The organism is Frankia nepalensis, from assembly GCF_016786325.1.
Classification (GTDB): Bacteria; Actinomycetota; Actinomycetes; order Frankiales; family Frankiaceae; genus Pseudofrankia; species Pseudofrankia nepalensis.
The window spans coordinates 1-20,570 of the sequence record NZ_JADWYU010000205.1; the positions used below are offsets into that span (position 1 = coordinate 1).

Annotated in this window: 18 protein-coding genes; 8 read left to right on the top strand and 10 right to left on the bottom strand. The window is 73.0% G+C overall.

Annotated elements, in window-relative coordinates; translation table 11 throughout:
- Nucleotides 1-77: 77 nt before the first annotated feature.
- The 3 genes from I6A81_RS32515 to I6A81_RS32525 all read right to left on the bottom strand — a co-directional run bounded on the left by I6A81_RS32515 (nt 78) and on the right by I6A81_RS32525 (nt 4,751).
- Nucleotides 78-2,024 (bottom strand): patatin-like phospholipase domain-containing protein, encoded by a 1,947-nt coding sequence (locus tag I6A81_RS32515; protein ID WP_203001931.1) that lies wholly within the window; start codon nt 2,022-2,024, stop codon nt 78-80.
- Nucleotides 2,025-2,139: 115 nt separating this feature from the next.
- Nucleotides 2,140-3,222, bottom strand: a complete 1,083-nt coding sequence (locus I6A81_RS32520; RefSeq protein WP_203001932.1) for a Zn-dependent alcohol dehydrogenase — start codon at nt 3,220-3,222, stop codon at nt 2,140-2,142.
- 68 nt (nt 3,223-3,290) lie between these two features.
- Entirely contained in the window at nt 3,291-4,751 is a 1,461-nt protein-coding gene (locus I6A81_RS32525; RefSeq protein ID WP_203001933.1) for an aldehyde dehydrogenase family protein, read from the bottom strand.
- A 440-nt stretch (nt 4,752-5,191) separates the two neighbouring features.
- On the opposite strand from I6A81_RS32525, the gene I6A81_RS32530 reads away from it, so the two are divergent.
- A complete protein-coding gene (locus I6A81_RS32530) occupies nt 5,192-6,322 on the top strand; it encodes an LLM class flavin-dependent oxidoreductase (RefSeq protein WP_203001966.1) in 1,131 nt (376 codons plus the stop codon).
- 104 nt (nt 6,323-6,426) lie between these two features.
- Here the strand turns inward: I6A81_RS32530 and I6A81_RS32535 are convergent, their stop codons facing one another.
- Together I6A81_RS32535 and I6A81_RS32540 are read right to left on the bottom strand one after the other, a co-directional pair.
- The gene (locus I6A81_RS32535; protein WP_203001934.1) at nt 6,427-6,792 is read right to left on the bottom strand and encodes a transglycosylase family protein; all 366 of its coding nucleotides are present in this window, start codon (nt 6,790-6,792) and stop codon (nt 6,427-6,429) included.
- Between the two features lie 675 nt (nt 6,793-7,467).
- Nucleotides 7,468-9,228: an N-acyl-D-amino-acid deacylase family protein gene (locus tag I6A81_RS32540; RefSeq protein ID WP_203001967.1), complete on the bottom strand. Its 1,761-nt coding sequence runs from the start codon at nt 9,226-9,228 to the stop codon at nt 7,468-7,470.
- 340 nt (nt 9,229-9,568) lie between these two features.
- Here I6A81_RS32540 and I6A81_RS32545 point away from each other — a divergent pair, with 340 nt between their 5' ends.
- From I6A81_RS32545 to I6A81_RS32565, 5 genes are all read left to right on the top strand, one after another.
- A complete protein-coding gene (locus I6A81_RS32545) occupies nt 9,569-10,963 on the top strand; it encodes an ABC transporter substrate-binding protein (protein ID WP_203001935.1) in 1,395 nt (464 codons plus the stop codon).
- A gap of 45 nt (nt 10,964-11,008) precedes the next feature.
- A complete protein-coding gene (locus I6A81_RS32550) occupies nt 11,009-12,718 on the top strand; it encodes an AMP-binding protein (RefSeq protein WP_307875072.1) in 1,710 nt (569 codons plus the stop codon).
- A gap of 59 nt (nt 12,719-12,777) precedes the next feature.
- Entirely contained in the window at nt 12,778-14,397 is a 1,620-nt protein-coding gene (locus I6A81_RS32555; protein ID WP_407661415.1) for an AMP-binding protein, read from the top strand.
- A 139-nt stretch (nt 14,398-14,536) separates the two neighbouring features.
- Nucleotides 14,537-14,848 (top strand): putative quinol monooxygenase, encoded by a 312-nt coding sequence (locus tag I6A81_RS32560; RefSeq protein WP_203001936.1) that lies wholly within the window; start codon nt 14,537-14,539, stop codon nt 14,846-14,848.
- Nucleotides 14,849-14,921: 73 nt separating this feature from the next.
- Entirely contained in the window at nt 14,922-15,233 is a 312-nt protein-coding gene (locus tag I6A81_RS32565; protein ID WP_203001937.1) for a putative quinol monooxygenase, read from the top strand.
- Nucleotides 15,234-15,276: 43 nt separating this feature from the next.
- Here the strand turns inward: I6A81_RS32565 and I6A81_RS32570 are convergent, their stop codons facing one another.
- The 5 genes from I6A81_RS32570 to I6A81_RS32590 form a co-directional block, all read right to left on the bottom strand.
- The gene (locus I6A81_RS32570) at nt 15,277-15,804 is read right to left on the bottom strand and encodes a hypothetical protein (RefSeq protein WP_203001938.1); all 528 of its coding nucleotides are present in this window, start codon (nt 15,802-15,804) and stop codon (nt 15,277-15,279) included.
- Nucleotides 15,805-15,851: 47 nt separating this feature from the next.
- Nucleotides 15,852-16,604: a sulfate/molybdate ABC transporter ATP-binding protein gene (locus I6A81_RS32575; protein WP_307875074.1), complete on the bottom strand. Its 753-nt coding sequence runs from the start codon at nt 16,602-16,604 to the stop codon at nt 15,852-15,854.
- Nucleotides 16,601-17,473 (bottom strand): ABC transporter permease, encoded by an 873-nt coding sequence (locus I6A81_RS32580; RefSeq protein ID WP_203001939.1) that lies wholly within the window; start codon nt 17,471-17,473, stop codon nt 16,601-16,603. The genes I6A81_RS32575 and I6A81_RS32580 overlap by 4 nt, the downstream gene beginning before the upstream one ends.
- Before the next feature lie 47 nt (nt 17,474-17,520).
- On the bottom strand, nt 17,521-18,411 hold the full coding sequence (modA, locus tag I6A81_RS32585) for a molybdate ABC transporter substrate-binding protein (RefSeq protein ID WP_203001940.1): 891 nt from the start codon (nt 18,409-18,411) through the stop codon (nt 17,521-17,523).
- A 98-nt stretch (nt 18,412-18,509) separates the two neighbouring features.
- On the bottom strand, nt 18,510-18,923 hold the full coding sequence (locus I6A81_RS32590; protein ID WP_203001941.1) for a TOBE domain-containing protein: 414 nt from the start codon (nt 18,921-18,923) through the stop codon (nt 18,510-18,512).
- Nucleotides 18,924-19,199: 276 nt separating this feature from the next.
- On the opposite strand from I6A81_RS32590, the gene I6A81_RS32595 reads away from it, so the two are divergent.
- Together I6A81_RS32595 and I6A81_RS32600 are read left to right on the top strand one after the other, a co-directional pair.
- The gene (locus I6A81_RS32595) at nt 19,200-19,778 is read left to right on the top strand and encodes a TerD family protein (RefSeq protein WP_203001942.1); all 579 of its coding nucleotides are present in this window, start codon (nt 19,200-19,202) and stop codon (nt 19,776-19,778) included.
- A gap of 460 nt (nt 19,779-20,238) precedes the next feature.
- The gene (locus I6A81_RS32600; protein WP_203001943.1) at nt 20,239-20,562 is read left to right on the top strand and encodes a GlsB/YeaQ/YmgE family stress response membrane protein; all 324 of its coding nucleotides are present in this window, start codon (nt 20,239-20,241) and stop codon (nt 20,560-20,562) included.
- The last annotated feature ends 8 nt before the right edge of the window (nt 20,563-20,570 follow it).

Genomic DNA, 20,570 nt, shown 5'->3' on the forward strand with positions numbered 1-20,570 from the left:
CCAGGCCCCCGCCCCGGCGCCCGCGGCCGCGGGGCCGGTCCCCGTTTGCCTGCCCAATTGGCCTCGGACCGGTCCCGTCAGATCCTCGGTGCCATGCGCATCGTTGGCGCCGGGTTGGGGGCGGGGCCCTGAAGGAAGCTCAGTGAGCTGGGCGTGACCCAGCCGGCCGCGAGGTCGAGCAGGTCCAGCGTCCGGTCACGGGCGGCGGCACCCCAGTCGTCGGTGTAGACGGCCGCCTCGCCACGCACGGTTCTCGTCGCGTGCTCGGTGAGTGTCCGCTGGAACTCGGGAGTGAACGCCTGCGCGAACGTGCTGGCGAGGGTGACGTCACCGGCGCCGACGAGGTTGCGCTGCAGCTCCCGCATGAGAAGCGCGAAGCGGGCAAAGAGATGGTTGTCCCAGCTGAATGTGGTGAGGAAACGCTGGCCGGCGTCCGCGCCGCGTTCGCTCAGCTCCAGAATCTGGTCCGGGGTCATCGTGATGTGCATGCCGCCTGTGCCCTCAGGCAGGTAGATCGGCCGGATCCGGTCACGGAAGCCCGGCAGCTCAGCCTGCATCGTGTCCCGCCAGTTCTGCATCGTGTCCAGGATCTGGAGCAGGAAGCCGACGATGCTGCTGATCGGGGCGACGCGCCGCTCCGGCGGAGCGGCGCCGGCCGCCGCCGCGGCCACCACGGCGCTCGGCGCGGCCGCCGTGCGCGGCTTCGCCTCCGGCGCGCCGGAGGGCCGATGGCGGTGCGGCCGCTCACGCTGACCGGCTTCGCCGCGCGGCGCCGGGACCAGGTCGAGGCCGAAGGTCGGCCGGGCGGGCAGCCAGGCGTCGAAGAAGTGCATCGGGAAGTTGCTGGCGATCCCGCCGTCGGAGAACCAGTGCCGCACCGGCCCCGCGTCGCCGAGGCCGCGCACCCACAGCGGCACCGCGGAGATCAGCACCGGGAAGCTCAGGCTCATCCGGGTGGCGACGACGACCGGCAGGTCCTGGGTCGGGAACGCCCGTAGCTCCGCGGGAACCCCGGGCGCCTCGGGCACCGCCACGGGAGTGCTGACCTTCTCCAGGTAGGTGAGCACGTCGGGCGGGAACAGCCGGGCGAACTCGGCGGGCGCGTACAGGAACGACTGATCGGAGAACGGCAGGCTCAGCGGCCGGGCCGTGGACAGATCGGTCGTCATCATCTCCAGGCGGACCCGCTCGTTCTCGACCTCCGCCCGCGCCAGGTCCGCGAACGTCAGCGGGTCGTCGCCCTCGCCGCGCCCGGCGCACAGCTGGATGTGACGGTGCAGCCACGGCGTCAGCGCCGCCGGGCCGCCGGGTCCCGCTGTCGCCGCGCCGGGTCTGTCCGGCATGCCGAGGCAGATGCCGTAGAAGGTCGCCGGCAGGCCGCGCACCGTGCGCAGGATCCGGACCAGCATGGCGCCGACCAGGCCGAGCAGCGACGTGATACCCACGACCACGACGAGCAGAAGCGAGCCATACCAGGTAGGCCGGCCGAAGGCGCCGTCGAAGCCGTAGAGGACGCCGGTGAGCGAGCCGAACGCGATGCCGGCCGTCACCACGACCTGTGGCGAGAAGTACCGGACGACGGCGCGCAGCACCACCCACGCCTTGGTCCACAGCCCTCGCGCGCCCTGCAGCCCGAAGAACAGCCGGTACACCCAGGCGCTGCCCCGGCTCGGCTGGAACAGGCCGGCGAGAACCCCGGGTCGGGCGATCTCCGCGGAGGTCCTCTCCATCTGATCGAACCCGCCGGCCGCGGCCGGGTCACGGCGGCGCCGGTGTTCGGCGTACTGCGCGGCGGCCGTCAGAGCGGCACCGATCGCGCCCGCCGACGCCCCGCCGATGCTGCGGAAGTCGTAGCGGGTGCGCAGCGTGGCGACCGCCCGGGGATACACGATCCCGCTGGTGATGCCACCTTTCATGATCAGATCGCACTGCTCCCGGGCCCCGGTATCGGGGGCCCGGCTGTCGGCGGCCTGGCTGTCGGCGGCGTCCGCCCGCTCGTCGGCACGGGTGCGGGATGCGCTCATTGTGGCCTCCACGACGACCGCCGGTGAGCCGCGAGCCGCTCCGAAAGCCCGACGATCGGCCCCAAAGTTATCGACCGCGGGAAGAACGGTCAGCCGGAGCCCCGCCTCCGCGGGCTCAGGAGGCCAGGGTGAGCACGCCGCGGGCGAGCTCGCCGTGCTCCAGGTCGTCCGCGGCGCTGTGGAAGTCGGCGATGGGATAGGTGCGGGTGACCAGCTCGTCGAGCAGCAGGCGCCCGCCACGGTAGAGGTCGACGTAGCGCCGGATGTCGCGCTGCGGCTGCGACGAGCCGTAGCGGCAGCCGAGGATCGACTTGTCCAGGTACAGGTCGAACGGCGAGAACGTCGACGCGGTGCCCGCGGGCGCGACGCCGAGCAGCACCGCGGTCCCGCCCCAGCCGAGCGACCCGATCGCCGCCTGGATCAGCGCGGGATGCCCGACGCACTCGAAGACGTAGTCATAACCGAGCGGCGCCCCGTCCACGACCGCGGCCTTCGCCGCCGTGGCCGTGTCCGCGCCGGCGGGGTTGACGAAGTCGGTGGCGCCGAAGCGCCGAGCGGCCTCCTCCTTCGCCGGGTTCACGTCGACGGCCACGATCCGGGAGGCGCCCGCGATCCGCGCCCCCTGGATCACGTTGAGGCCGATCCCGCCGACGCCGAGCACGGCGACGGTCGCGCCGGGCTCCACCCTGGCCCGCTGGAGCACCGCGCCCACCCCGGTGAGCACCCCGCAGCCGACCAGGGCCGCCGAGGTCAGCGGCACGTCCTTCGGGATCGGCACGCACTGGTTCGCCTTGACCACCACCTCCTCGGCGAAGCAGGAGATGTTGGCGAAGCTGTACGCCGGCTCGCCTCGCCACGTGAACGGCTGGGGCCGCAGGCCGAACGTCGAGCGGCACATCGTCGGCCGGCCGCCGTCGCAGTGCTCGCACGCGCCGCAGTTGCCGAGCGTGGACAGCACGACGTGGTCGCCCACCCGGACGTTGCCGACCGAGCCGCCGACCGCGGCGACGACGCCCGCGCCCTCGTGGCCGAGCACCACCGGCGTCTCGTAGGGAATCGTCCCGTTGAGCACCGACAGGTCGCTGTGGCATAAGCCCGCGGCGACGATGTTCACCAGCACCTCGCCGGGACCCGGGTCACGGACCGCCAGGTCGTCCACGAGCTCGGCCTTCTGGCCGTCCCACACAACACCCCGCATGGTGTTCTCTCCTTCGAAAAGCCAGTCGGTGGGCAGGGCCCGTGAACCGGGCCCGTGGGCGGTCCCGGTCAGCCGGGCCAGACGACGCTCTGCAGCTCGCTGTACGCGTGCAGCGCGAACACGCCGCAGTCACGGCCGACGCCGCTGTGCTTGAAGCCGCCGAACGGGGTCTCGTGGTTGCGGGCGACCGTGTTGAGGCCGACGTTGCCGCTGCGCAGCCGGCTCGCGAGCCGGTAGGCGCGGCCGGTGTCGGCCGAGAAGACATAGTCGTACAGGCCGAACGGGGTGCTGTTGGCGAGCGCGACGGCCTCGTCGTCGCCGTCGAACGTGAGCACGACGACCACCGGGCCGAAGAACTCCTCCTGAGCGACCGTCATGTCCGTGGTGACGCCGGTGAGCAGCGTCGGCGCCGCGTAGAAGCCGCGCTCCAGCTCCGGGCGCTCACCTCCACAGGCGAGGGTGGCGCCGGCGGCGACGCCCTCGGCGACCAGGCTCTCGACCCGGTCACGCTGGGCGGCGGAGATCAGCGGGCCGACGACGGTCGTCGGCTCCAACGGGTCGCCGACCTTGCAGAAACCCGCGTAGGCGACCAGCTTTTCGACCAGCTGGTCGTGGCGCGAGCGGTGCACCAGGACCCGGGTCGGGGCGGTGCAGATCTGGCCGGAGTGGAACGCCCAGGTGCTGCCGATCCCGGCGGCCGCGGTGTCGAGGTCCGCGTCCTCGAGCACGATCGCCGCGCCCTTGCCGCCGAGCTCCATCAGCTGGCGCTTGAGGTCGCGGCCGGCGACCTCGCCGATCCGACGGCCCACCGCCGTGCTGCCGGTGAAGCTGACCATGTCCACCTCCGGCGAGGCGACCAGCGCGGCGCCGGTCGCCGGCGACGAGCCGGTGACCACGTTGACGACGCCGGCCGGGACGCCGGCCTCGTGGGCGATCTCGACGAACCGCAGCACCTGCAGGGGATCCTGCGGGGCGGGTTTGATCACGACGGTGTTGCCCATCGCCAGCGCCGGCGCCACCTTGCCGGCCAGGTTGACCAGCGGGAAGTTGTACGGCGTGATGCAGGCGACGACGCCGACCGGCGCCCGGCGGGCGACCGCGCCGACCACTCCGCCCTTGGCGAGCGGCGTCGCCTCGATGGCCTGTGGTGGTAGCGGTACCAGCGGAGAGTCCATGGCGTGCCGGGCATAGCGCTGGAAGCGCTCGACCGCCACCGGGACCTGCATGGTGGACGCGACCCGCATCGTCGCGCCGGTCTCGGCCTGCACCAGCGGGACGAGGTCGTCGTTGTACTTGGTCAGCAGGTCGGCGATCCGGCCGAGCACCTCGGCGCGGTGCGCCTGGCTCGCCGACGCCCAGCCGGAAAACGCCGCCCTGGCCGCGGCCGCGGCCTGTTCGGCCTGCGCGGCGCTCGCCTCGGGCGCCTCGCCGATCACCTCCTCGGTGGCCGGGTTGACGACCGGGTAGTGGCCCTCGGCCGGCTCGACCCATTCGCCGGCGACGTAGATCCGGCTGCTCGGGACGCCCATGGCGTGTCCCCCTCGTGCTCAGGGTGGTCACCACCCGCGTGCCCGGAGGGCGGGTCCACGGGCGGCGGCCCCGTTGTCCTCGCGTTCGTCGCGGGCCTGCGGCCCGGAGGTCTTCGGCTGGTCGGCGCGAGGACTTCCGGGGTGGATGGTTTCTGACGGTGTGTCAGGCCGCTTGCGCGACGGCCTGTCGGGGCTAGAGTGTAGAACAGGTTCTAGCCCGAAGCCGACAGGTCGGACGCGATCGGCGGACGCCTGTTCGCGCGCGCGGCGCGCTCCCGGGCTCCCGCGCAACGTTGCTCCGGGGCCGAGCCCCAGACCCCATGCTGGAGGGCCTCGCCCCCCAGACCCCCCCAACGGGCAGGGGCGCGCCGACACCTGCGCCGCCGTCGCCAGCCCCCATATGACAGACGACCGCAGGTGAAGGAAGGGTGGCCTCGCACATGGAGTTCGGGATCTTCAACTCGCTCTACCTGCCGAAGCGGCTGTCCGAGGCCGACCCGATCGGCGCCGAGCACAGCCGGCTGATGGACGAGGTCGCCTGGACGCAGGCCGCGGACCGCTCCGGGTTCAAGTACACGTGGGCGACGGAGCACCACTTCCTGGAGGAGTACTCGCACCTGTCGGCCAACGAGGTCTTCCTCGCCTACGTCGCCGGCACCACGAGCAACATCCACATCGGCAGCGGCATCATGAACATCACGCCGCCCGTGAACCATCCGGCCCGCGTCGCCGAGCGGGCCGCGATGCTCGACCATCTCTCCGGCGGCCGCTTCGAACTTGGCATGGGCCGCGGCTCGTCGAGCACCGAGCAGAAGGGCTTCGGGATCGAGGACCCGGCGCTCACCAAGCTCATGTTCGACGAGGTCGTCGCCGAGCTGCCGAAGATGTGGAAGGACGGCACCTACAGCTACGAGGGCCAGTACTTCACGATGCCGGAGCGCAACGTGCTCCCGAAGCCGTACACGAGGCCGCATCCGCCGCTGTGGGTCGCGGCCGGCAACCCGAGCACGTTCGAAAAGGCCGCCAAGCTTGGGCTGGGCGTGCTCTGCTTCGCGCACAGCTCACCGGGCGAGCTCGCGCCGCTCATCGAGCTGTACAAGAAGAACATCGAGAAGGCCGAGCCTGTCGGCGGCTACATCAACAACAACATCATGGTGACGAGCCAGATGCTGTGCCTGGAGGACGGCGCCCGGGCCCGCCGGATCGCCACCGACATCACGATGAGCTACCAGCACAGCCTGGTCTACAAGTACCTCGACACGTTCCCGAGGCCGGACTGGGTGCCGGCCTGGCCGGCGACCCTGCCCGAACCGACGGTGGAGGGCCTGGAGGCGGGCGTCGCGGCCGGAAGCATCTGCATCGGCGACCCGGAGGAATGCGAGCGGGCCGTGCGGACCTACGAGTCCGTCGGAGCCGACCAGCTTGTCTTCGGCATGCTGTCCACGACGATGCCGATCGACGTGGCGGTCGAGGCCGTGGAGACCTTCGGCAAGTACGTCCTCCCGAAGTTCGACACCGACCCGGTCCACAGCACGACCCGCCAGCGCGATGCCCAGCTCGGCGCCGCCTGAGCGAAGGCCGCCATCCTCACGTCGCCAAAAAGGCCGAGGCCCCGCGTTCGGGGGAACGCGGGGCCTCGTTCGTGCTCAGCCCACCGGGCTGGTCAGATCGCTGGTCAGATCTTCTTGGACCAGCAGTGCTTGGAGGCGTACCAGGGGCTGGTGCCCTGCTGGTTGTAGAGCTTGGTGGCCTTGGCCCACTGGTCGGAGACCGAGGCGTGCTGGGGCAGGCCGGTGCCGCCGACGGAGTGCCAGGTCGAGGGCAGGAACTGGAACAGGCCGCCGGCGCCGATGGAGTTGACGGCGCGGGGGTTGCCGCCGGACTCGCACGGGATCACGGCGGACAGGAAACGCTGGGCGGAGACGGGCTTGGAGGCGGCGTGGGCCGGCGCGGTGACCGCCAGACCGGTGCCGACCGCGGCGGCGAGCGCCGGGGCGAGCACGAGGGCGCGGACACGGGTGGAAAGGCCACGTCGAGCCAAGGGTCTTGTCCTTTCGTCTACGCCTCCGGAGGAACGGACGCGGGCACGGCGAGGCCCGGGCCGGCCGGCGGCGTGAAAAGAGCCGGCGGCCTGCCTTGCAGGGGGCTGCGCGTGTTCCCGCGACACCTGGTGTCGGTGTCCGCTGGTCCGTCTCCGGTCCCTGCCACGGGTCCGAGGAAGGTCGACGCCATAGATAGGGGCGGGGGCAGTAGATGAGGCGTCCCGCCCGGCGTGCGCCCCGGCCATGTCAGCCGGGCACGACACACACCATGCCGAGAACCGGCCCCGCCTGGCAAACCCGCCAACCCCTGTGACCCGGCTCACCACATCGACACCCCAGCCGGCAGCCCGACATGTCCGGCAGCCCACCCCGGCCACGGTGGCCTACCGTGGCCACCCGGCCCGGCACCGTCGACCCGGCACCCTCAGCGTGACCGGCCGGTCCACGCCCCGCGCGCCCCGACCCCACCCCACCACCCACCGTCCACCACCGTGACGACCCCCACAACCAGCCCACCACACCCGAAATACCCGAAACATCCCCCAGACCAGACCGGGCCGGGCCAGCGGACCACCAGGCCAGCGGGCTACCGGGCTCCCCCCAACGCCCCCTGACCAGCCCGCGGGCCGCCGTCACCGAACTCGACGGCCGCGGGGCGTCCGGGCCCGGCCGGGTCAGCGGGTGGGGACGGTGACGGTGTCGCGGCCGGAGCGCAGCAGGGCGCCTGGGGTGGCGCCGGTGGGTTCCCCGTCGGCGACGATCTGGACGCCGTTGACGAAGACCGCGGCGATGCCGACCGAGCCGGCGGTGAGCCGGGCGGCTTCCGCGGGCAGGTCGCGCACCAGCCGGGCGGGCTGGGAGTCGACCGTCTCCGGGTCGAAGAGCACCAGGTCCGCGGCGTTGTCCACGGCGATGACTCCGCGCCCGCGCAGGCCGAACGCGGCCGCCGGCTCGCCGGTCATCATCGCCACCGCCCGCTCCAGGCCGACCAGGCCGCGCCCGCGCAGGCAGTCGCCGAGGAAGCGCGTCGGGTAGGGGGCGCCGGCCATCCGGTCGAGGTGGGCGCCGGCGTCCGAGCCGCCGAGCAGCACGTCTGGCTCCTGCCAGGTCTCGGCGCGCAGCGCCCAGGACTCGGGGTTGTTGTCGGTGGGCATCGGCCACAGCACGGTGCGCAGCTCGTCGGCGGCCGCGATCTCGACGAGGGTGGCGAACGGGTCCTGGCCGCGCTCGGCGGCGATGTCCTCCACGACCCGGCCGGACAAGCCCTCGTTGGCGGGGGAGTAGGTGTCGCCGATGACGTAGCGGCCGAAGTTCGCCAGCCGGCGCATGACCCCCGCCTCCGGCGCGTTCGCGGCGGCGAGCAGCCGCGCCCGCGTGCCGGAGTCGCGCAGCGCGTCGATCCGGGCCCCGACGGGCAGGCCCATCACCTCGCCCCAGCCGGGGATGAGGTGCAGCGCGCAGAACGTCCCCAGGCTCATGTTCATCGGGACCAGCGTCGGCATGGTGAGCGCGATGACCCGCCCGCCCAGCTCGCGGGCCCGGCGGGACGCCGCCAGCTGGCGGGGGACCCGGTCGGGCGCGGCGGCGTCGATGGTCAGCACGTTCCAGTTCAGCGGCCGGCCGGCCGCGGCGGACAGCGCCGCGAGCAGCTCGATCTCGTCGTCGCTGAACATGTTCAGGCAGCCGGGGACGATGCCCTCCAGCAGCGTCCCCTCGTGGTCGCCGACGGCGCGCGCCAGCGCCATGAGCTCCTCGGTGCCCGCCCAGCGGGAGGCGACCGGCTTGCCGTCGCCGTCGCTGTGCGTGCCGGACAGCGTGGTGGAGAAGCCGAGCGCGCCGGCCTCGAGCGCGGCGTGCAGGCCGGCGGTCATCGCGGCGACGGCCTCGTCGTCGGCGGCGGCGCCGACCGCCGCCGGGCCCATCACGTAGCGGCGCAGCGCGCAGTGGCCGACCAGGAAGCCGGCGTTGACGGCGGTCCGCCCGTCGAGGCCGTCGAGGTACTCGGCGAAGCTCTCCCAGCCCCAGGCGACGCCGGACTCGAGGGCCTCCAGCGGCATGCCCTCGACCTTGGCCATCATCCGGCGCAGGTAGTCGGCCTCGTCCGGGCCGCCGGCCGGGCTGGCCGGGCGCAGCGGGGCGAGCGTGAAGCCGCAGTTGCCACCGAGCACGGTCGTCACCCCGTGCTGGCTCGACGGGGTGGCATACGGGTCCCACCACAGCTGGGCGTCGTAATGGGTGTGCACGTCGATGAACCCGGGGCAGACGACCAGGCCGGTGGCGTCGACGACGCGGGTCCGTCCGCCGGCCGGCGCCGCCACCGAGCCCGGCGCGCCGACGGCGACGATCCGGCCGTCGCGCACTCCCACGTCCGCGGTCCGCGCCGGCGCCCCGGTGCCGTCGATGAGCCGCCCGCCACGCACGATCAGGTCGAGCACCGCGTCCTCCTCCCGCTGGCTGTCTTCCGACATTAGCCCGGAATCTGATGGTGCGTCAGTTTCTTGCCACCCGGCCGGTGACCCCGTCTGCCCTCGGCCGCGGCCTGGCCGTGCCCTGACGGCTGGTCAGGACTTCGTCGCCGATTCCCTTTCGTCCAGGGGTGAACCTGTTCTAGTCTGTGGCCGCGCTCACGTCGCCAGGGGGTTCGCGCCGCGGCCCCTGGCACTACCCGCCGGCCGCCCGCGCCGGCCGGTGCCGCCGGTACCGGCCGCGGCCACCGCCGCCGCGGCGAGCGCCCCCGACCGAGCCCGACCGCAGGACTGACCATGGAGAGGTCCGATGGCCCGCAGAATCACGCCCGGCGCCGGCCGCCGGCTTGCCCGGTTACCGGTCCTCGCGGCGGCCAGCGCCCTGCTGCTCGTCGTCGCCGGCTGTACCCGCTCCTCGGACGAGGCCCCGTCCGGCGGTGGCGGCGCGCCGGCCACCTCGGCGCCGCCCGCCGCGGCGGCCGGCGACTTCGGCACCGAGAAGGGGATCTGCGGCCCGGGAGACGCCTCGGCGGCGAGCGGCCGCGGCGTGACCGCCACGACGATCACCCTCGGCACGTTCGGAGACCCGGGCAGCCCGGTCACCCCGGGGCTCGGCCAGGAGTTCTTCGACGTCGGCGAGGCCTTCGTCGCCTGGTGCAACGAGGCCGGCGGCATCAACGGGCGCGAGATCGTGCTGAACAAGCACGACGCGAAGCTCACCGACGTCGCCGCCCGCATGATCGACGCCTGCCAGACCGACTTCATGTCGGTCGGCGGCGGCAACGCCCTCGACGCCGCCGGCGTCGCGCCGCGGGTCGACTGCGACCTCGGCTCGGTCCCGGCCTACGGCGTGTCCCCGGAGGCCCTGGACGCGCCACTGCAGGTGCGGCCGCAGCCGAACCGGGCGGACATCTACCCGGTCGGCGGGTTCCGCGCGATGGCCCGGATGTTCCCCGAGGCGATGGACTCGCTCGCCGTGGGCGGCAGCGCGCTCGGGACGCTGCGCCCGAACGGCCTGCGCCTGCAACAGGCGCTCACCCAGCTCGGCGACAAGGTCGTCTCGTACCAGGAGATGCCGGCGCTGGTGACGAACTACCGGCCCTTCGTCGAGCAGCTCAAGGGCAGCGGGGCGCAGGGCTACCAGCCGATCGGTATCCAGGACCTCTCGCCGCTGGTCACCGCGATGAACGACGTCGGCCTGTCGCTGTCGTTCATGCTGATCGAGAACCAGCTGTACACACCGCTGACCATCAGCGCGGCGAAGGCCACGACCTTCCCGCCGACCTGGCTGGTCCTCGACCACATCCCGTTCGAGCTGGCCGACGAGAGCCCGGTCATGCGGCAGGCCACCGACATCGTGCGCGCGACGGTCCCCGACGCGGACCTGAACAACTTCACCGCGCTCTCGTTCAGCGCCTGGGTGCTGTGGGCCAAGGCGGCGACCGCGTGCGGCGACACCCTGACCGTCGACTGCGTGCTGGAGAAGGCGGGCTCCGAGACCGCCTGGACCGCCGGCGGCATCTTCCCGGCGCGCAACATCGTCGCCGGCCAGCAGCGCACCACCGACTGCGTCCTGCTGATGAAGGTCACCCCGGACGGCTTCGCCTACGACAAGGCGGCCACGGCGCCGAACCAGGGCTTCTTCAACTGCGACCCCAAGAACCTCGAGGCGCTCACCAACACGTTCAGTGACGCGACCGGCTGACCCGGCCCGACCAGCGCGAGCGACGACCCGCAGGGGAGCGGCGACGTGAGCAGCAAGACCGAACCGACCAACTTCGCGGACATCCTCGAGCTGATGGCCGACGCGGTGCCCGACCGGCCCGCCCTGGTCGCGCCCCCGGTACGGCTGACCTACCGGGAACTCGACGAGCGGGCCGAGCGGGTCGCCCGGCTGCTGCGGGCCGGCGGCGTCCGATCCGGCCAGCACGTCGGGATCTACGGCACCAACCGGGCCGAGTGGGTCGAGGCGATGCTCGGCTGCCTGAAGCTGCGGGCCGTCCCGATCAACGTCAACTTCCGGTACGTGCCGGCCGAGCTGCGCTACCTGGCCGACAACGCCGACCTGGTGGCGCTCGTCGTCGAGCGCCGCAATCTGGCGACCGTGGCCGCCGTGCTGCCGGACGCCCCGCTGTTGCGGCTGGTGGTCGTCCTGGAGGACGGCACCGACGAGGCCGACGACGGCGGAGTCGGCGCGTCGGGCGCGCGGGTCGTCGGCTACGAGGACGACCCGGTGGCGGTGGCCGGAGCCGTGGACGCGGATGCCGGCGAGGCGCCGGTGCGCGGGCCGCGGTCCAGCGACGACCTGTTCGTCCTGTACACCGGCGGCACGACCGGCCTGTCCAAGGGCGTCATGTGGCGTCACGAGGACCTGTTCCACGCCGCGATCGGGCGGCCGCTGCCCGACGGCTCGGCGCCCACCGGGCCGCGCGACCTGCTCGCGCACACGGCCAACCCGCCGCTGCACTACATGGTGATGGCGCCGCTGATGCATGGCGCCGCCGAGTTCAGCATCCTCATCGCGTTCGCCACCGCGGGCACCGCGATCCTCTGGTGCGGCCGGCACTTCGACGCGGACGCCGTGCTGCGGCTGGCCGCCGACGAGCGGGCCACGTCCATGACCGTGGTCGGCGACGCGATGGCCCGCCCGATCGCCGACGCGCTGGCGAGCGCTCCGGACCGCTATGACCTGTCGGGGTTGCTCGCGCTCGCGAACACCGGCGCGCCGATGACCAGCCAGGTCCGCGCGGACCTGGCCGCCGCGCTGCCACGCGTGTTCCTGCTCGACAACTACGGCGCCTCCGAGCTGGGTCACAACGGCAACGAGGCCGGCGAGCGGCGGGTCTTCCAGCTGACCGCCGACACCCTCGTGCTCGACGAGAACCTGGAACCGGTGCCGCCCGGCTCGCCGACCCCGGGCCGGATCGGCCGGCGCGGGCCCATCCCACTCGGCTACTACAAGGACGAGGAGAAGACCGCGTCGACGTTCCTGTACGACGCGCGCGGCGTCCGCTGGGTCGTGCCCGGCGACCTCGCGCTGGTGCGCGAGGACGGCACCGTGCGGCTGCTCGGCCGCGGCAGCACGGTGGTCAACTCCGGCGGCGAGAAGATCTTCCCCGACGAGGTGGAGGACGCGCTGAAGGCGCACGACGCGGTGTTCGACGTCGCCGTCGTCGGCGTGCCCGACGAGCGGTTCGGCGAGCGCGTCGTCGCGCTGGTCGCCTTACGCGACGCCACGGCCGCCGCGCCGAGCGCCGCCCGCCTGACGGCCCACTGCCGGGAGCTGATCGCCGGCTACAAGGTGCCGAAGGAGATCCACTTCGTGGACACGATCGCCCGCAACCCCGCGGGCAAGCCCGACACCGTCTGGGGCCGGGCGACCGCGCTGCGCCTGTCCCAGGAAGCGGCCGCCGCGCGCACGGCGGGGGCCGCGCCCACCGCGGAGGGAGTACCGGCGTGACCAGCACGACCGACCCGACGGCCCTGGCCGACCCGACGGCCCTGGCCGGTCCGGAAGGGCTGGGCGAACCGGAGCGCCTGGCCGCCGCGACCCAGGCGCCGCAGGCCGGCGAGCTGTACCGGCCGTCGTTCCTGCCGGACCTGCTGATCGCGGCGCTGGGGCGCAACCCGGACAAGCCGGCCGTCTACATCGGCGACGCGGCGCTCACCGCCGCCGAGGTCGCCGCCGAGATCAGCCGGTACGCCCAGGCGTACGCCTCGGTCGGGCTGCGCGTCGGCAGCCGGACGGCGATGCTCGCGCCGAACCGGCCGGAGGTGCTGTTCGCGATGGGCGCGAACATGATCACTGGCTGCCGGTCGACGTCGCTGCACCCGCTCGGCTCCGTCGACGACCACGTCTACGTGCTCACGGACGCCGAGGTCGAGACGCTCGTCGTCGACGCGAAGTTCGCCGACCGCGCCGTGGCGTACCTGGAGCGGGTGCCGACGCTGCGCCAGGTGCTCACGTTCGGCCCGACCGAACTGGGCGTCGACCTGCTGGCGCTCGCGCCCGGTTTCGACCCGGTTCCGCTGCGCGCCCCCGAGGTCGGCCCCGACGACATCGGCGGCCTGACCTACACCGGCGGCACCACCGGCCGCCCGAAGGGCGTGCTGGGCACCTACCGCAACTCCGCCGCGATGACGCACATCCAGCTCACCGAGTGGCAGTGGCCCGACGAGCCCCGGTTCCTGATGTGCACCCCGCTCAGCCACGCGGGTGCGGCGTTCTTCATCCCGGTGCTGCTGCGCGGCGGCTGCCTGGTGGTCTTGCCCGGCTTCGAGCCGGGCGCCGTGATCGACGCGATCGAGAAGTATCGAATCAGCGCGACCATGCTGGTCCCGACGATGATCTACGTGCTTCTCGACCACCCGAAGCTCGCGACCGCGGATGTCTCCAGCCTGCAGACCATCTACTACGGCGCCGCCGCGATGTCTCCCACCCGGCTCGTCGAGGGCATCAAGCGGTTCGGGTCGATCTTCTTCCAGTACTACGGCCAGTCCGAATCGCCGATGACGATCACGGTGCTGCGCAAGGAGGAGCACGACCTGTCCCGGCCCGAGCGGCTCGCCAGCTGCGGCCGCCCGGTGCCGTGGGTCCGGGTCGCCCTGCTCGACGACGACGGCAACGAGGTCCCCGACGGCGAGCCGGGGGAGATCTGCGTGCGCGGCCCACTCAACTGCGGCGGCTACTGGAAGCTGCCCGAGCAGACCGCCGAGCTGTTCAGGCACGGCTGGCTGCACACGGGCGACATCGCGCGCCGCGACGGGGAGGGCTACCTCTACATCGTCGACCGCAAGAAGGACATGGTCGTTTCCGGCGGGTTCAACATCTTCCCGCGTGAGATCGAGGACGTCCTGTCCACGCACCCGGCGGTCGCCGCGGCGGCGGTCATCGGCGTCCCGGACGAGAAGTGGGGCGAGGCGGTGAAGGCCGTCGTCGTACGCCGCCCCGGGGTGACCACTCCCGACGACGAGCTCACCGCCGAGCTGACCGCGCTGATCCGTGAACGCAAGGGTTCGCACCACGCCCCGAAAAGCATCGACTTTGCCGACTCGATCCCGGTCAGTCCGCTCGGCAAGCCGGACAAGAAGGCCTTGCGGGCCCGTTACTGGTCGGAGGCCGGGCGGCAGGTGAACTGAGTGGGCGCTGAACCGGGCGCGCGCTGGACAGGGTCGCCGGTGGACGGACAGCGGCCAGCTAACAGGGCGAAGGCGCGTGATCGGGGCCGGCTGGGGCACGGTACAACACGGGTGTCCTGGTCCGAGTGGAGGAGCGCTCATGATGATCATGGTCGCGACCGTCTTCCCGAAGCCGAGTCATGTCGATGACGTGCGCCGCGTGATGCTGGACGCTGCTCCACGGGTCCAGCATGAGCCCGGCTGCCGGCTGGGCGCGGTGCACGAGGCTCCCGGAAAGTTCGTCCTGATCGAGGAGTGGGCCGACGAGGCGGCCCTGGCCGCGCACGCCGGCTCCCTGGCCGTCACCGAACTGCTCGGACGACTCGACGGCCTGGTCGACGGCGAGGTCGGCATCGATGTGCTCACCCCCCTTCCCACCGGCGACCCGGACCGGGGCACGATCCGGCCCTGACCAGATCTCCCGACCAGACCCTTCCCACCTTCAGACCAGCGGTTCCGCGGAACCGAGCCGAGGAGTGGCATCCATGCCCGTCATCGTCGCGACCGTCGCCCCCAAGCCCGAGCATGTCGACGAGGTACGCCGGGTGCTGCTGGGCGTCATCCCCGAGGTTCACCAGGAGCCCGGCTGCAAGCTGTACTCCCTGCACGAGGGCGGCGGGAAATTCTTCTTCATCGAGGAGTGGGCCGACGACGCCGCCCTGGCGGCGCACTCGGGTGCCCCCGCGCTGGCGGCGATGGTCAAGGACCTCGACGGCCTGCTCGAGGGCGGATTCGAGGTTCACGTCCTGACGCCGCTGCCCGCCGGAAGCCCCGACCAGGGCCAGCTGCGCCCCTGAGAGCCCGACCACCGCTCGGTGTTCCTACCCCCGTCGTCTGAGATCACTGGGCCGGCCGGCGCTGGAGCTCCCGGCGCAGGCGGCGGACGGCGTAGATCTGGCGGTACCTGGGATAGTCGCGGAACCGGTGGAGCGGCCACAGCGCGTTCGTGCCGTCCACGGGGCTAGCGTGCAGCATCAGGTGGTCGCCCGCCGCGCGGGTACCCGTGTGGACGGCGACGTGGTTCACCGGGAAGTCGCGGAAGTTGAGCAGCTCGTCGCCCTGGTAGCGCGGCACGAACTCGTCCAGGGGGACGCGCGGCTCGGCCACGCCCAGCCAGACGAGGTCACCCGCCCGGAGGTCGGCCAGCTCGGGAACCGGCTCGAAGTGCCGCGCGTCGCCGAAGAGCTCCACGGACTGGAACGAGGCCGGAAGGGCGTAACCGAACAGGTCGCGGATCGCCAGGTGCGCCAGCGCCACACAGTTCAGGCCGTCGCGCAGCGCGTCCTGCCGGCAGCGGACCCGCGCGGGCCCCTGGGAGAACACGTAGCGGAACCCGGGGTCGACGAAGGACCGGTACCACTCGTCCACTGGCGGCGCCTCCCGACGCGAAGGGTAACGCGGACGCGCCGGCCGGCTCACGTCGTCGGCGAGGGGTCCGCGCCGAGGAGCTTGGCGACGTACGGCGTCGGTGGGTCCTTGGCCAGGTCGGTGGCGGTGCCCTCGGCGGTGACGCAGCCGTGCTCGAGGATGACGAGGCGGTCGGCGAGGGTGGCCGCGTCCGTGGGGTCGTGGGTGACGACCACCACGGCGGCGCCGGTCGCGGGCAGGGTCGCGCGCAGGTCGGCGCGCAGGTCGGCGCGGGTGGTCGCGTCGAGCGCGGCGAGCGGCTCGTCGAGCAGGAGAAGGCGCGGGTCGGTGGCCAGCGCCCGGGCGAGCGCGACGCGCTGGGCCTGGCCGCCGGACAGCGTCGCCGGCCGGCGGGGGCCGAAGCCGGGCAGGCCCAGGCGGTCGAGCCAGGCGTCGGCGGCGGCGTGGGCGGCGCGGCGTGAGGCCGCGCGGCGGGCGCGTGGGCCGAAGGCGATGTTGTCGCGGACCGACAGGTGCCGAAACAGCAGGTAGTCCTGGAAGACGAGGCCGACGCGGCGGTGCCGCGGCTCGACGAACCGGTCGGCGACCGGGTCGTCCAGGACGTCGCCGTCAAGGGTGACGTGCCCGGCGCGCAGGGGGAGGAGGCCGGCGAGCGCGGCGAGCAGGGTGCTCTTGCCCGCGCCGTTCGGGCCGAGCACGGCGACCACCTCGCCGGGCGCCACCGCCAGCTCGACGTCGAGGACGAACAGCCCGCGGTCGGCGACGACGCGTGCCCGCAGCCCGGGGGTCGTCTCGCTCACGTGCCCCGCCCCGCCCCGTCCCGGGCGGCCGGGAGCCAGCGGCCGCGCAGGGCGGCGAGCACGACGACGGACGTCGCGAGCAGGACCAGCGACAGGGCGATCGCCGCCTCCGGGTCGGTCTCCATCGCCGAGTAGACCGCGAGCGGCATCGTGCGGGTGGTGCCGGGGAGGCTGCCCGCGAAGGTGATCGTCGCGCCGAACTCGCCGAGCGCCCGCGCCCAGCACAGCACGGCGCCGGCGCCGATCGACGGGGCGATCGACGGCAGCGTCACCCGGCGGAACGTGTACCAGCCGGAGGCGCCCAGCGTCGCCGCCGCGTCCTCGTAACGCCGGTCGGCGCCCAGCAGCGCGCCCTCGACCGCGACGACGAGGAACGGCATGGCGACGAACGTCTGGGCGAGGACGACGGCGGTGGTCGTGAACGGCAGGCTGATCCCGAACGCCTCGTACAGGTGTCGTCCGGCGACTCCGCGCCGCCCGGCGGCCAGCAGCAGCGCGACGCCGCCGACCACCGGGGGCAGGACCATCGGCAGCGTCACCAGCGCCCGCGCGAGCCCCCGCCCGGGGAACTCGACCCGCGCGAGCAGCCACGCGAGCGGCACGCCGAGCAGCATCGACAGCGCCGTCGCGACCGTCGCGGTGCGCAGTGACAGCCACAGCGCCTCGCGGACGCCCGCCTCGCCGAGCAGCCGCGGCAGGCTGCCCCACGGCGTGCGCCAGACGAGCCCGGCCAGCGGCAGCAGCACCAGCACGGCGCCCAGCGCGGCCGGTACGACCAGCGGCCACGGCAGCCGATCCCCACGCCGGCCGCGCCGGCGCCTCGCCCGTGGCGCCGGCGCCGGCGCGGTCTCGGCTTCGGGAGTCGTCATGGCTGGGTCATCGCTGTCGCGGCCGGGTCATCGTCGTCATGACCGGGTCACAGTGGCTGGCTGAAGCCGGCCTTGGTGAGGACCTCGGTGCCGGTGGCCGACAGGACGAAGTCCACGAACGCCTTGGCGGCCTCGGGGTGCTCGCTGTCGGTCAGCGCGGCGATCGGGTAGTCCGTGGACGCGTTCTGGGCGTCCGGGATCTCGATGCCGCGCGCCTTGTCGCCGGCCGCGGCGACGTCCGTCCGGTAGACCAGCGCCGCGTCGACCTCGCCCAGCTCGACGAGCGTCAGCACGCTCTTGACGTCCTGGCCGAGGGTCGCGGGCTGGACCGTCACGCCGGCCTTCTTTAGCGCGGCGAGCGCGGTGGCGCCGCAGGGCACCTGCTCCTCGCACAGCGCGACCTTGACGCCGGGCTTCGCCAGGTCGGCGAGGCTCGTGATGCCCGCCGGGTTGTCCGGCGGGACGGCGATCTCCATGCTGTTGCGGACGAAGACCGCCGGGGTGCCCACGGTCAGGCCGGCGTCGGTGACTTGCTTCATGGTGGAGTTGCTGGCGGAGGCGAACACGTCGGCCGGGGCGCCGGAGGTGATCTGCTGGGCGAGCGCGGAGCTTGCCGCGAAGTTCAGCTTCACGTCCGCCCCGGGGTGGGCGGCCTCGAACTTGTCCGCGAGGTCGGTGAACGTCTCGGTCAGCGAGGCGGCGGCGAACACCGTCAGCGACGTCGCCGCCGGGTCCTTGGTCGCGGACGCGGTGGTCGACGCGGCGGGGGACGACCCCGCTCCCGTCGTGTCGTCGCCGCAGGCGGCGGCACCGAGCGCCAGCGCCGTGGCGGCCAGCAGCACGGTCAGCGCGCCGCGGCTCCGGCGCCTCCTCGGCCCCGACTCGTCCGCCGGCCGACCGGCGGCCCGGCGTCTCACGTCAGCCCACGATCTGCCCATCTCGCCCACCCCATCCCGAGAAAACGCCGGCCGGACGGACCGGCCGGCCCCGCTGGTTGACCTTGCCGTCACAACCGGCGCGCGCCCGGTGGGCGCGGCTATCGCCGGACCGGCAGCTCGACGACGACGTTGGTCGCCTTGACCGCCCCGACCGCGAGCACGCCGGGTTCGAGCCCCAGCTCGTCGGCCGCCTCCCGGCTCATCAGCGAGACCACCCGGTAGGGGCCGCACTGCAGCTCCACCTGGGCCATCACGCCGTCGCGCACGACCCGGGTGACGATTCCGGGGAAACGGTTGCGCGCCGACTCGCCCCCGACCGGTGCCCGCCCGAGCGCCGGCTCGCCGCGCGGGTTGAGCTCGCGCGCGAACCGGGCGAGCTCGGCCGCCTCTATCGCCTGCCGGCCGGCCTCGTCCCGGACCGTCGGCAGCCGGCCGCTGTCGGCCCATCGACGCACCGTGTCGTCGCTGACCCCGAGCAGGGCGGCGGCCTCGCTGATCCGGAAGTTCGGCACGACGGTCACCATACAGACGCATCTGCGGACCCGCTCGCCAATTGGATCCGTGGATGCGGATCGTGGGATGCCAAGGCGGGTGGTGCCGCCGCGCGGCGCGGAGTCGGCTAACCGGTCACCGGGTCTGTCCGGATGTGGTTGCCTTGTACCACCAGGTTTCCCTGCTCCGAACCGGCCGAAGGAGGCGCGACAGCGACGCTCGCCCGCCTCTGGCCCGGCTGGTGTGTCTCGCGCGCGTCCCCGGCGGCCCCTGCGTAATGGGGGTAGTCCGTCCCGATGACCGTCGACGTCACCAAGGGCGCCAGTGTCGCGCTCACCAAGGAGGGCTCGGACCTCACCCGCGTGACCGTCGGTCTCGGCTGGGATCCCGCCCCCAGGGGCTCGACGGAGGACTTCGACCTGGACGCGAGCGCGCTCGCGCTGGGCACCGACGGGCGGATCGTGTCCCGGGACTACTTCGTCTTCTTCAACAACCTGTCCAGCCCGCGCGGCGAGATCCGCCACCGGGGCGACAACCTCACCGGTGAGGGCGCGGGTGACGACGAGCAGATCGACATCCAGCTCGACGAGCTGTCCCGGGCGGTCGAGCGGGTCGTCTTCGCGGTGACTATCCACAACGCGGACTACCGCGGGCAGAACTTCGGCGACATCCGCAACGCCTTCATCCGGGTCGTTGACGCCGTCCGTGGTGTCGAACTCGTCCGCTACAACCTCACCACCGACGCGGCCACGGACACCGCCATGCTCTTCGGCGAACTCCACCACGACGGCACCGGCTGGCACTTCCGCGCGCTCGGCCAGGGCCGCCTCGACGGCCTCGCCGGCATCGCCCGACAGTTCGGCTTCACCGTCTGACGGATCGGTCGCTGTGATGGCGATCACAAATTCTGGATGTTGCCGCCGGACGTGCGTGCGCTAGGTAACGGATCCGAGTGCCTGGCGATCGAATCGCCGAGGCCCTCCTGAGGCATCCGGGTTCGGGCGGCGCCAGGTCCGCGTGACCGCGGCCTGACTGCCGGCGCGGGCGCGTTTTGCCTGGTCAGGGTGTGCTGTCGGGCGTGCCGTGGGTTGGCACTGGACGAGCCCGGCGAGCTCTCCAGGCCCTTCGGCGAGCCGTGCCCCGCGCCGCGCGGACACCCGCCGCGCCCCGGCCTCGTTAACCCTGGGCATCGGCTCGTGGAGGTCTCCTGGGACCCGATTGTCGCCTAGGAGATACGTGTCCCCGTTTGGGAGCCGCCGCACGAGGTAGACACCAAACCAGCCGCTGATCCCGCTGGTGGGAAAGGCTCGGAGTCGCCTTCGGGAGGAATGCAAAATGCTATGGGTCATCGTTTCCTGGATTCTTCTTGGTCTCATCGCGGGCGCGGTCGCGCGGCTTCTGGTGCCGGGCCGGGACCCGATGAGCATTCCGGCGACGATCCTGCTCGGGGTTGTCGGCTCGTTCGTCGGCGGTCTCCTGGGCTACGTGCTGTTCGGCAAGGACCTCGGTGAGGGCGCGCTTCAGCCGTCCGGCATCATCGGGTCCATCGTGGGCGCCATCGTGGTGCTGCTGATCTTCCGCGCCACCATGCGTCGCGGCACCGGGCGCCGCACCAGCGGGCGCCGCACCAGCGCCCGCCGGCACCACTCGTACCGGTAAGCGTCACC

Bases quoted from the DNA above. Each gene is read 5' to 3' on its own strand.
- I6A81_RS32580 (WP_203001939.1), bottom strand. From the start codon at position 17,473: ATGACGACTCCCGAAGCCGAGACCGCGCCGGCGCCGGCGCCACGGGCG.
- I6A81_RS32545 (WP_203001935.1), top strand. From the start codon at position 9,569: ATGGCCCGCAGAATCACGCCCGGCGCCGGCCGCCGGCTTGCCCGGTTA.
- I6A81_RS32520 (WP_203001932.1), bottom strand. From the start codon at position 3,222: ATGCGGGGTGTTGTGTGGGACGGCCAGAAGGCCGAGCTCGTGGACGAC.
- I6A81_RS32525 (WP_203001933.1), bottom strand. From the start codon at position 4,751: ATGGGCGTCCCGAGCAGCCGGATCTACGTCGCCGGCGAATGGGTCGAG.
- I6A81_RS32565 (WP_203001937.1), top strand. From the start codon at position 14,922: ATGCCCGTCATCGTCGCGACCGTCGCCCCCAAGCCCGAGCATGTCGAC.
- I6A81_RS32530 (WP_203001966.1), top strand. From the start codon at position 5,192: ATGGAGTTCGGGATCTTCAACTCGCTCTACCTGCCGAAGCGGCTGTCC.
- I6A81_RS32515 (WP_203001931.1), bottom strand. From the start codon at position 2,024: ATGAGCGCATCCCGCACCCGTGCCGACGAGCGGGCGGACGCCGCCGAC.
- I6A81_RS32595 (WP_203001942.1), top strand. From the start codon at position 19,200: ATGACCGTCGACGTCACCAAGGGCGCCAGTGTCGCGCTCACCAAGGAG.
- I6A81_RS32600 (WP_203001943.1), top strand. From the start codon at position 20,239: ATGCTATGGGTCATCGTTTCCTGGATTCTTCTTGGTCTCATCGCGGGC.
- modA (WP_203001940.1), bottom strand. From the start codon at position 18,411: ATGGGCAGATCGTGGGCTGACGTGAGACGCCGGGCCGCCGGTCGGCCG.
- I6A81_RS32560 (WP_203001936.1), top strand. From the start codon at position 14,537: ATGATGATCATGGTCGCGACCGTCTTCCCGAAGCCGAGTCATGTCGAT.